The 11,101-nt window shown below is 67.1% G+C and carries 9 protein-coding genes; 6 read left to right on the top strand and 3 right to left on the bottom strand.

Features of this window, described 5'->3' with window-relative positions; genetic code table 11:
• Positions 1–119 precede the first annotated feature (119 nt).
• Together GRI99_RS01575 and GRI99_RS01580 are read left to right on the top strand one after the other, a co-directional pair.
• Positions 120–926 (top strand): class I SAM-dependent methyltransferase, encoded by an 807-nt coding sequence (locus GRI99_RS01575; protein WP_160770253.1) that lies wholly within the window; start codon positions 120–122, stop codon positions 924–926.
• A gap of 135 nt (positions 927–1,061) precedes the next feature.
• Complete coding sequence (locus GRI99_RS01580; RefSeq protein ID WP_237438062.1) at positions 1,062–2,144, top strand: serine hydrolase; 1,083 nt, start codon at positions 1,062–1,064, stop codon at positions 2,142–2,144.
• 75 nt (positions 2,145–2,219) lie between these two features.
• On the opposite strand, the gene GRI99_RS01585 is transcribed toward GRI99_RS01580, so the two are convergent.
• A complete protein-coding gene (locus GRI99_RS01585) occupies positions 2,220–2,492 on the bottom strand; it encodes a hypothetical protein (RefSeq protein WP_160770254.1) in 273 nt (90 codons plus the stop codon).
• A gap of 210 nt (positions 2,493–2,702) precedes the next feature.
• Here GRI99_RS01585 and polA point away from each other — a divergent pair, with 210 nt between their 5' ends.
• The 4 genes from polA to GRI99_RS01605 are packed head-to-tail and all read left to right on the top strand — an operon-like array spanning position 2,703 to position 7,161.
• Positions 2,703–5,561, top strand: a complete 2,859-nt coding sequence (polA, locus tag GRI99_RS01590; RefSeq protein WP_160770817.1) for a DNA polymerase I — start codon at positions 2,703–2,705, stop codon at positions 5,559–5,561.
• Positions 5,561–6,655: a mechanosensitive ion channel family protein gene (locus GRI99_RS01595; RefSeq protein ID WP_160770255.1), complete on the top strand. Its 1,095-nt coding sequence runs from the start codon at positions 5,561–5,563 to the stop codon at positions 6,653–6,655. Before polA ends, GRI99_RS01595 begins: the two co-directional genes overlap by 1 nt.
• Positions 6,656–6,679: 24 nt before the next feature.
• Complete coding sequence (locus GRI99_RS01600; protein WP_160770256.1) at positions 6,680–7,003, top strand: hypothetical protein; 324 nt, start codon at positions 6,680–6,682, stop codon at positions 7,001–7,003.
• Positions 7,000–7,161 carry a hypothetical protein gene (locus tag GRI99_RS01605; protein ID WP_160770257.1) on the top strand — a complete coding sequence of 54 codons (162 nt, stop codon included), beginning with the start codon at positions 7,000–7,002 and terminating at the stop codon, positions 7,159–7,161. Before GRI99_RS01600 ends, GRI99_RS01605 begins: the two co-directional genes overlap by 4 nt.
• A 13-nt stretch (positions 7,162–7,174) precedes the next feature.
• Here the strand turns inward: GRI99_RS01605 and GRI99_RS01610 are convergent, their stop codons facing one another.
• Both GRI99_RS01610 and GRI99_RS01615 read right to left on the bottom strand, forming a co-directional pair.
• Positions 7,175–9,478 (bottom strand): CDC48 family AAA ATPase, encoded by a 2,304-nt coding sequence (locus tag GRI99_RS01610; RefSeq protein ID WP_160770258.1) that lies wholly within the window; start codon positions 9,476–9,478, stop codon positions 7,175–7,177.
• 75 nt (positions 9,479–9,553) lie between these two features.
• Complete coding sequence (locus tag GRI99_RS01615) at positions 9,554–11,080, bottom strand: helicase HerA-like domain-containing protein (protein WP_160770259.1); 1,527 nt, start codon at positions 11,078–11,080, stop codon at positions 9,554–9,556.
• Between the last annotated feature and the right edge of the window lie 21 nt (positions 11,081–11,101).

Genomic DNA, 11,101 nt, shown 5'->3' on the forward strand with positions numbered 1-11,101 from the left:
CGTTAGGGGCGGGGCCTTGCCATCGCGTAAACGAGCAAGCGCGCCCTTGCCGTTGCAACGCGCGTGGATTGCGGTAGCCTTTCCTTCGGGGAGACTCATCAAAAGAGGGGGAGGAACGCATGGTCCGCAAGACAGTATTCGCCGCCGTCGTTGCCGCACTGCTGGCCGGATGTTCAGGCGCTGACACACCGGCAGCGGAACAGCCCGCACGCTACGATCCTGCCAGCTATTCTGCCGCGATCAACGACATCGCCCGCCCCGCCGCCGATCGTGAGCGCGATGCCACGCGCAAGCCAGGCGAGTTGCTGGCCTTTGCCGAGATCGATGCCGGGGATGTGGTGGGTGACTACATCATGGGCGGCGGCTACGTCACCCGCCTGCTTGCCACCGCCGTGGGGGCAGAGGGCAAGGTCTATGCCTTCCAGCCCGACGAGTTCATCCAGTTCCGCCCCGAATACGCCACCGAGCAGGACGAGGCGGTGCGCCCCTATTCGGACAATGACGGCAAGCCCACGCGGGTGTTTCCCCTGCGCGGCCCGATTGCCGCCCCGCCGTTCCCCGAAAAGCTAGACACCATCATCACGGTGATGAATCTCCACGACCTGTTCATCGGCCCGATGCCGGAAGGCACGGCCGACCAGGCCATCGCAGCGCTGTACGATGCGCTGAAGCCGGGCGGGTCGCTGATCGTGATTGACCACCTGGCGGAAGAGGGCAGCGGCGCGGCCACCGCCGATTCGCTGCACCGGATGGATCCGGACCTGGCGCTGAACAGGCTGACCGCCGCCGGTTTCGTGCTGGAGCAGGAGAGCGACCTCTATTCCCGCCCCACCGACCCGCGCACCGCCAACGTGTTTGACGAGGGGATTCGCGGGTCTAGCGACCAGTTTGCCTGGCGGTTGCGCAAGCCGGCAGCGGCGCAATAGCTCCGCAAATGCCCTTATATCGCGATTGTTCCACGGCTTGCCGCTGCAAAGAGTCCCTTCGTCGCGCAAGGTTTGCCGCGCTTCGTCGCTTCGTTAAGTTTTCCACAACCATACCTTGAGTAGCTTGCCCCCATGATGAAGCGTCCCTTCCCCCGCCTGATCGCCGCCGCGCTGCTTGTTGCCATGCCGGTTGCCGCGCAGGCTGAAGAGCAGGGGTTCGAGGCGGCCTTCGATGCCGCTTTCGGCACCACGGTACCCGCACAGGCAGCCATCGCCGCGCGCGTGGCGCAGTCAACGGTGCAGCAGCCGGTGATCCAGCAGGCCGCCACGGTGCAGCCGGTTACGCTGCTGCCGGTGCCGGCACAGCCGATGGCGGCCAGCTATCGCACGCCGCTGGAACAGCAGGTGGCCCTGCTGGCCGAAGGCAGCCAGGGCCGCATTGGCGTGGCTGCGGTGGACCTTTCCACGGGCGAGCGCGTGTCGATCCTGGGTGACCAGGCCTTCCCGATGGCCAGCACCAGCAAGATCGCTGTGGTCGCCACCTACATGGAAATGGTCGAGCAGGGCCGCGTCAGCCTGACCAGCGAGTTCCCGATTTCCTCGGGCCGCTACCTGCCTGCGTCCGAACTGATCGATCTCGCCATCACCCGCAGTTCGAACCCGGCAACCGATGCCCTGCTGGCGGCGGTAGGCGGCGTTTCAGCAGTCAATGCCTGGGCGCGCCGCGCGGGGATCGAGGAATTCAACCTCACCCGCGACATCGCCACCCTGGTGCGCGAGGATGGCCGGGTGAACCCCGCCACGCAGATCGACTTGCGTGACAGCTCCACCCCCGAAGCGATGGTGGAACTGGTGGCCGGCATCTATCAGGGCCGCTGGCTCCGGCCGGAGAGCCGCGCCGTGATCGTTCGCGCGATGGAGAACTGCCGCACCGGCACCCGTCGGATTCCCGCGCTGCTGCCCGCCGGCGCGCTGGTGGCGCATAAGACCGGTTCGCTCAACAACACGTCCAGCGATATCGGCATCATCACCGCGCCGGATGGCCGCTCGATCGCTGTGGCGATCTATGTGACCGGTCAGGGCACCCGCGCCAACCGTGAGGCGCGCATCGCCAGCATCGCGCGCGCCATCTATGACGGATACACCGGCAGCAGCCAGCCGGGCAGCGGCCGGGTCTATGCCAATGCCGGCTATTCGGCAGCGGGCGGCTCGCGCTAACCCGGCATTCCGGCAAAGAGAAAGGGGCGCGACCGGCAGGCCGCGCCCCTCTTTTCGTTGTTCGCGAGGCGAGGATTAGTCGACAGCGGCTTCGCTGACGCTTTCGTCCTGCACTTCGGCTTCCACGCCGGCCGCTCCGGCTGCCACCGCATCGCCAGCTTCGTCGGCAGCCGATTCGGCACCGGCCACGGCGCCTTCAACGGCATCGCCGGCGGCGTCGACGTTGGCTTCGGCATCGGCCATCGCGTTGTCGGCAGTGGCTTCAGCAGCGTCTTCGGTCGATTCCGAGCAGGCCGACAGGCCGACGGCCAGTGCGACGGAAGCGGCGGCGAGAATGATCTTGCGCATGGTTGTTGTCCTTACACAGCAGGGTGGAGCACCGGCTTGCCAGAACTCCAGAGACAGCCACCGGGCCATCCTATTTGCCTTAATATCGCCATAATTGGGTCAATTCAAGCCCAAATGTGGCATAATTGAGGCGGAATTGGTCGCTTTTGGCACTGCAAGGCCCATGACCGGCACGCGATAGGCTGCTAGCACCGTGGCATGAGCGACAGCGTGCATCCTAAACAACACCTCTACCTGGTGGATGGTTCCTCATATATTTTCCGCGCCTATCACCGGCTGCCCCCGCTGACCGATCCGCAAGGCACGCCGGTGGGTGCGGTCTATGGCTACACCACCATGTTGTGGAAGCTGGCGGAGGACCTGGACAAGGCCGATGGCCCCACCCACCTGGCGGTGATCCTGGACGCCAGCAGCCAGTCGTTCCGCAACGACATCTACGACAAGTACAAGGCCAACCGCCCGCCTCCGCCGGAGGACCTGGTGCCGCAGTTCCCGCTGATCCGCGATGCCACCCGCGCCTTCAGCCTGCCCTGCATCGAGGAGCAGGGGCTGGAAGCGGATGACCTGATCGCCAGCTATGCCAGGGCCGCCACCCGGCGCGGGTGGGATGTCACCATCGTGTCCAGCGACAAGGACCTGATGCAACTCGTCGGCCAGTGCGCCGAGCCCGATGACGGGCATGAAGGCGGCTGCATCGACATGCTCGACACGATGAAGAACCAGCGCATCGGCATTCCCGAGGTGATCGAGAAGTTCGGCGTGGGACCGGAGCTGGTGGGCGACGTACTGGCCCTGATGGGTGACAGCGTGGACAACGTGCCCGGCATCTTCGGCGTGGGGCCCAAGACCGCCACCAAGCTGATCCAGGATTACGGCAGCCTCACCGCCGCGCTGGATGCCGCGCACGACATGAAGCCGTCCAAGCTGCGCGAGCGGCTGATCGAACACCGCGCCGATGCCGAGATCAGCAAAGTCCTGGTGACCCTGAAGGACGATGCCCCGCTGCCCCAGCCGCTCGACGAGTTCCGGCTGGACGGGGTTCCGCCCGAACCGCTGGCCGCTTTCCTGGAAAGGCACGGCTTCACCAGCCTGCTGAAGCGGCTGGGTGACGGGCGCGGCAGCCCCGACCGGCCCACCCAGCTCAACCCCGCCAAGCCGCAAACCGCCGGGGCCGCCGCCAGTGCCGAGGGCAACCGCCAGCCCCTGCCCGAATGGCCTGTGATCGACCGCTCGCTGTACGAATGCGTGCAGACGATGGAGCGGCTGCAGCACTGGATCGACCGCGCCTTTGCCGCGCGCCTGGTGGCCATCGATACCGAGACCAGCAGCCTTGATGCCATGCGCGCCCAGCTTGCCGGGATCAGCCTGGCGCTGGGGCCCGGTGATGCCTGCTACATTCCCCTAGCCCACGGCGGCAGCGACATGTTTGCCGAAAAACCGCAGCAGGTGCCGATGGCCCAGGCGCTGGCCGCGCTGAAACCCCTGCTGGAAAGCGATGCAGTGCTGAAGGTGGGGCAGAACATCAAGTATGACCTGACCATCCTGGCGCGTTGCGGCGGGATCGCCGTTGCCCCCATTGACGATACCATGATCATCAGCTTCGACCTGGATGCAGGCCGCGGCGAGGACGGCATCGGCGGCGGGCACGGCATGGACGAGCTGTCCACCCGCCACCTGGGCCACACCACGCTGGCCTTCAAGGACATCTGCGGCACCGGCAAGAAGGCCATCCCCTTCGGCGAAGTGCCACTGGACCGCGCCACCGCCTATGCCGCCGAGGATGCCGAGGTTACCTGGAGGCTGCACCAGATCCTGAAACCCCGCCTGGCGCTGGAAGGCGGCACGCGGGTCTACCAGCGGGTGGACCGGCCGCTGGTGCCGGTGGTCGCCGCAATGGAGCGCCACGGCATCAAGGTGGACCGCGCCGCGCTGGCCCGCCTGTCCGAGCAGTTCGCCAAGACCACCGCCGGGATCGAAGCGGAAATCCACCAGATCGCCGGAGAGCCGTTCACCATCGGCAGCCCCAAACAACTGGGCGACGTGCTGTTCGACAAGCTGGGCTACAAGGGCGGGCGCAAGGGCAAGAGCGGCCAGTATTCGACCGACCAGGCGATCCTGGAGGGCCTCGCCGCGCAGGGCGCCCCCATTGCCAACAAGGTGCTGGAATGGCGCCAGCTCACCAAGCTTAAAAGCACCTATACCGATGCCCTGCAGGATGCGATCAACCCGGAGACGGGGCGTGTCCACACCAGCTATTCGCTGGTCGGCGCGCAGACGGGGCGGCTGAGTTCCACCGATCCCAACCTGCAGAACATCCCGATCCGCACCGAGATCGGGCGCGAGATCCGCAAGGCCTTCGTCGCGGACGAGGGCAACGTGCTGCTGGCTGCCGACTATTCGCAGATCGAGCTGCGGCTGGCCGCCCACATGGCCGATGTCCCGCAACTGCGCGACGCCTTTGCCGCCGGCGAGGACATCCACGCCCGCACCGCGCTGGAGATGTTCGGCACGGTGGACCGCGATACCCGCGCGCGGGCCAAGACGGTCAACTTCGCCATCCTCTACGGCATCAGCCGCTGGGGCCTGGCCGGCCGGCTAGGGATCGAGGCGGACGAGGCGCAGGCCATCATCGACACCTATTTCGACCGCTTCCCCGGCATCCGCAACTACATCCATTCCACGCTGGAGGGAGTGCGCGAGCGTGGCTATTCGGAGACGCTGTTCGGCCGCAAGACGTGGTTCCCGCGCATCCGCAGCAGCCAGCAGGCGGAACGCCAGGGCAGCGAGCGCGCGGCGATCAACGCGCCGATCCAGGGCACCAGCGCCGATATCATCAAGCGGGCGATGGTCCGCATGGGTCCGGCACTGGCCGAGGCGGGCCTGGCGCATGTCAGGATGCTGCTGCAGGTGCATGACGAACTGGTGTTCGAACTGCCCGCCGACGACGCTGAAGCTGCGGCCCCGGTGATCGCCCGCACGATGGCCGAGGCCGCCCTGCCGGCAGTCCGGCTGACGGTGCCGCTGGGCGTCGAAATCGGCACTGGCACCACCTGGGACGCGGCGCACTGATGACCCTGCGTCCCAACCTCTTCGGCGGCCAGGGCCAGCTTGAGGCCGTAGCCTCGGCCGCACTCTACGCAGCGATTGCCGTGGTTATCGCCGTGATCGCCCACCGGGTGCTCTTCGCCATCATGGAACGCCTGGCGCGGGCCAGCGAGGGCCAGGCCGACGACCTGCTGCTGGCCCACCTGAAGCGGCCCGCGCGCTGGGCGCTGGCGGCGCTGGCCATCGTGCTGGTGGCGCGCGAAACGCCGCTGGTCGCCGATGTGTGGCAGAAGGTCACCGGCTTCGTCATGCCCGCGCTGCTCGGCTGGATAGCCCTGGCCATCGTGCGCGGCTTCCTGGAAGCAGGCTGCCTGCCGGCCGAAGGGATATCCGAGGACGACCTGCGGATGCGCCGCAAGCGCACCCGGCTGACCATCTTCAGCCGCCTGGCGACCTTCATCATCGTCTTCGTCACCGTGGGGCTGATGCTGCTGTCGATCCCCGGCGTGCGCCAGATCGGGGTCACGCTGATGGCCTCGGCGGGCCTCGCCACGCTGGCCGTGGGTGCAGCTGCGCAACCGGCGCTCAAGTCGCTGATTGCGGGCCTCCAGATGGCCCTGACCGAGCCGATCCGCATCGGCGACATCGTCACCATCGACGGCGAGACGGGCCGGGTGGAAGATATCCGCGCGTCCTATGTCGTGGTGCGCATATGGGACCAGCGGCGCATGATCGTTCCTTCCGCGCGCTTCCTCGATGTCACGTTCACCTCGGCCACGCGCTATGGATCGGAAGCGACCGGCACGGTACTGCTCTATGTCAGGCCCGATGCGGACGTGGCAGCGATCCGTGCCGCCTTTATCGACCACGTCAGGGCGCATCCCCTGTGGGATGGCCGCGAGGCGCGGTTGCAGGTGACCAATTCGACGATCGACACGGTCGAGCTGCGACTGGTGATGACCGCAGCCAGCCCGGCTGATGGCTTCACCCTGCGCTGCGACATGCGCGAGGCGATGCTGGCCTGGCTGCACCGCCACATGCCGCTGAGCCACGCGCCGCTGAGTCCCGCACCGCTGCCGCCCGGCCAGACAGAGGAGCCGGATAGCGGGCTGGCCTAAGCGAAGCAGCAAGGGGGAGCGGCTTTGTTCGGCATCAGGGGCACCGGCATCCGCCGCCGCACGGGCTATCTCATGGCGCATCGTCGCCTGCTCGCCCGCGCACCCCGTTTCGAGCATTGCGCGGTATGGATCATCTCTCCTGGCGGGGTGGCCACGACCATGCTGATCGAGCACGTTTCGCGCTACGTCCCGACCAACGAGCGGCATGACAAAGATGGCCTGAAGCACTGGCCCGCCCCGCCCGCGCGCCGGCTGGACCAGGCGGACTCCCGCGTATTGTTCGTGAAGGGCGAGGCGGTCACAATCGCGGCGAGCATCGCGCGGCGCGCGCGGCGGTGCGGCAGATGACCCGCTGGGAAAGCTGCCCCAGCGACCGGGTGCTGGTGATCGACTACGATGACCTGTGGACGCGCACGGAAGAGATCGCCCGCCACCTGCGGCTGGACGGCACCACCTTCGCCGCGCAGTTCCCGCCGCGCGCCACGCGCACGACGGGACAGGCCTAGGGCAAGCTGGGCCCTAGTGCTTCGACTTGCGGGTCGATTCCACCATGTCGTCGGTCAGGAAGCCGATCGGACGCACTTCCAGGGCCTTCCTTTTCAGCTCGCCCTTCATCCGCATATATTCAGCTTCCATCGCCTCGGTCACGGTCGGGCGGCTGTCGGCCAGCGCTTCCTCGAAGTCGGCAGCGGTGACGTTCTCCGGATCGCCATTCGCACGGCGGATGGCGTTGAGGCCGGCGCGGCGGACGATGTCCTCCAGGTCCGCCCCGGTATAACGCTCAGTCTTGCCGGCCAGCGCGCCCAGGTTTACGTCATCCGCCAGCGGCATGTTCGCCGTGTGGATCTTCAGGATATGCTCGCGCCCCTTGGCATCGGGCGGGCCGACATAGACCAGCTCGTCGAACCGGCCTGGCCGCAACAGCGCGGGATCGACCAGCGTGGGCCGGTTGGTCGCGCCGATGACGACGATGGAGTTCAGTTCCTCCATCCCGTCCATCTCGGCCAGGATGGTGTTGACCACGCGCGCCGTCACCTGTGGTTCGCCCCCGCCGCTGCCCCGCGCCGGCACCAGCGAATCGATCTCGTCGATGAAGATCACGCACGGGGCTACGGCACGGGCACGGGCGAACATGCGGGCAATCTGCTGTTCGCTTTCGCCGTACCACTTGGACAGCAGGTCGCTGCTCTTCATCGAGATGAAGTTGGCCTCGGCTTCCTTGGCAACGGCCTTGGCCAGCAGGGTCTTGCCGGTGCCCGGCGGGCCATAGAGCAGGAAGCCCTTGGCGGGGCGGATGCCCAGCCGCTCGAACGCCTTGGGGTTCTTCAGCGGCAGCTCCACGCCTTCCTTCAGCTTCTCCTGCGCCTCGTCCACACCGCCCACGTCGGCCCAGCCGATGTTGGGGGTCTGCACCATCACCTCGCGCATGGCGCTGGGCTGGACGCGCTTCAGCGCCTCGCGGAAATCGTCCTTCTCCACGCTGAGCTGTTCGAGCACGTGCGCCGGGATCTCGCGCGCTTCGAAGTCGATCTGCGGCATGATCCGGCGCACTGCCTCGATCGCCGCCTCGCGGGCCAGCGCGGCCAGGTCGGCGCCCACGAAGCCATGGGTGCTGCGCGCCAGCTCGCCCAGGTCCACGCCTTCGCCCAGCGGCATGCCGCGGGTGTGGATGCCCAGGATTTCGCGGCGGCCCGTCTCGTCGGGCACGCCGACCACGATCTCGCGGTCGAACCGGCCGGGGCGGCGGAGCGCCTCGTCGATCGCATCGGGCCGGTTGGTGGCGGCGATGACCACGATGGAAGACTTGGACAGGCCATCCATCAGCGTCAGCAGTTGCGCCACCAGCCGCTTTTCCGCCTCGCCCTGCACGTTCTGCCGCTTGGGCGCGATGGAATCGATCTCGTCAATGAAGACGATGGCGGGCGAATTGCGCTCGGCTTCCTCGAACACCTCGCGCAGCCGCTTCTCGCTCTCGCCATAGGCGCTGCCCATGATCTCGGGGCCGTTGATGGTGAAAAACTCGGCCTCGCTCTCGTTGGCGACCGCCTGGGCCAGCCGGGTCTTGCCGGTGCCGGGCGGGCCGTGCAGCAGCACGCCCTTGGGCGGATCGACACCCAGGCGGGTAAACAGCTCGGGATAGCGCAGCGGCAGTTCGACCATCTCGCGCAAGGCGCGGATGGTATCGTCCATCCCGCCCACGTCGTCATAGTTGACCATGCCGCGCCCGTCGCGCGGCTCCTCGAACTCGGCGCGCAGCTCGATCAGCGTATCCTCGGTGATCTGCACCAGGCCCTTGGGCACGGTGGACACCACCTGCAGGCGGATCTGCGTCAGCGCATAGGCGGGGGCGTTGAACATGCGGCGCACTTCGGGCGGCATGTTCTGTACCGGCTGCTGGCCGTGGGTGGCCACCAGGTCACCCGCCGTCAGAGCATGGCCGAAAAACACCCGCTTCAGTGCCTCGGTGGGGCCCTGCAGGCGCATTTCCGGCTTGGCGGGGGCAAAGACCACGCGCGCGGCTGGCTTGGGATTGGCCTTCCTGACCACCACGTGCTCGCCGCTGGCGGTGCCGGCATTGGCGCGCTGCAGGCCGTCCAGCCGGATCAGCTCCAGCGCCTCGTCCTCCTCGTAGGCGGGGAGCGCAATGGCGCTGGAGACGCGCTTGCCGCGGATCTCCACCGGATCGCCCTCGGTAATGCCCAGCGCCTGGAAGGCCTTGCGTGGAATGCGCGCCACGCCGCGGCCGGATTCCTCCTGCCGCGCGGCTGCCACCTGCAACCTGATGGTGCCCGCCTCGATGTCTGCGGTGTCAGCCTCTGCCATGCCGAATTGTCCTGCCTGTCGTCCCGTTGGCCTACAAGCTAGGAAACAGACCCCCCGATTGCAAACCCGGGCACCCTAACGCATCAATCCCCCGATCAGGTTCCGCACGAAAGCGCTCATCCCGGTCTGCAGCGGGTTGGCGCTGGAGCGGCGACCGGTGACACTGGCGACGGCGATCGAAGTGAGCGATCCCGCGGCAGCGGTGGCCGCCGCCTTGCCTGCCTTGGCCCAGATCGAAGGGGTGGTGCGGGCGCGCTTCTGCACCTCTTCGGTGCCTTTCTCCGCCACTTCGGCAGCGGTGGCGGCAGCATCGGCGGCCTTCCTGGCCAGAACTTCGGACGCGCTCTCGCGGTCGACGGGGGTATCGTACTTGCCATCCCACGGGCTGATCGACTGGATGATCGCCCGCTCCTTCGGCTCGACCGGACCCAGCCGGCTGCGCGGCGGCTTGACCAGGGTGCGCTGCACCACGCCGGGCGCGCCATCCTCCATCAGGGTGGAAACCAGCGCCTCACCCGTGCGCAGTTCGGTGATCACCGTTTCCACGTCCAGCTCGGGGTTGATACGGAAGGTTTCGGCCGCCGCCTTGATCGCCCTCTGGTCACGCGGGGTGAAGGCGCGCAGGGCGTGCTGCACGCGGTTGCCAAGCTGGCCCGCCACCTCGTCAGGGATGTCGATCGGGTTCTGGGTGATGAAATAGACGCCCACGCCCTTGCTGCGGATCAGCCGCACCACCCGCTCGATGGTGTCTTGCAAGGCCTTGGGCGCATCGTCGAACAGCAGGTGCGCCTCGTCGAAGAAAAACACCAGCTTGGGCTTTTCCGGGTCACCCACCTCGGGCAGCGCCTCGAACAGTTCGGCCAGCAGCCACAGCAGGAAGGTGGAATAGAGCTTGGGGCTCTGCATCAGCCTGTCGGCGGCCAGGATGTTGATGATCCCCCGGCCCTTGTCGTCGCACTTGATGAAGTCGTTGATCTCCAGCGCCGGCTCGCCAAAGAACTGCGCGGCGCCCTGGCTGTCCAGCGTCAGCACCTGGCGCTGGATGGCGCCCACGCTGGCCTTGGTGACGTTGCCGTATTTCGCCGTCAGCTCGCCCGCATTCTCGGCGGCAAAGGCCAGCATGGACTGGAGGTCTTCCAGGTCCAGCAGCAGCATCCCCTGCTCGTCGGCATAGCGAAACACGATGTTCAGCACGCCTTCCTGGGTCTCGTTCAGGTCCAGCAGGCGGGCCAGCAACAGCGGGCCCATTTCGGAAATGGTGGTGCGGATGGGGTGGCCCTGCTGGCCGTACAGGTCCCAGAACACGGCCGGATTGTCGGAGTAGGCATAGTCCGTCATGCCCAGTTCCGCAGCGCGGCTTTCCAGCTTGTCGGCGTGCTTGAACTGGGGCGATCCGGCCATGCTGATGCCCGACAGGTCACCCTTCACGTCGGCCAGGAATACCGGCACGCCTTCGGCACTGAAGCTTTCGGCAAGGCCCTGCAGGGTCACCGTCTTGCCGGTGCCGGTGGCGCCCGCGATCAGCCCGTGGCGGTTGGCCCGGCTCAGGTTGAGCACCTGGGCTTCGCCTGCCGCATTCTTGCCGATGAAGATTTCGCCCATTGCCACCCTGTCCCTCTGAAT

This window comes from Alteraurantiacibacter buctensis (genome assembly GCF_009827655.1).
Classification (GTDB): Bacteria; Pseudomonadota; Alphaproteobacteria; order Sphingomonadales; family Sphingomonadaceae; genus Alteraurantiacibacter; species Alteraurantiacibacter buctensis.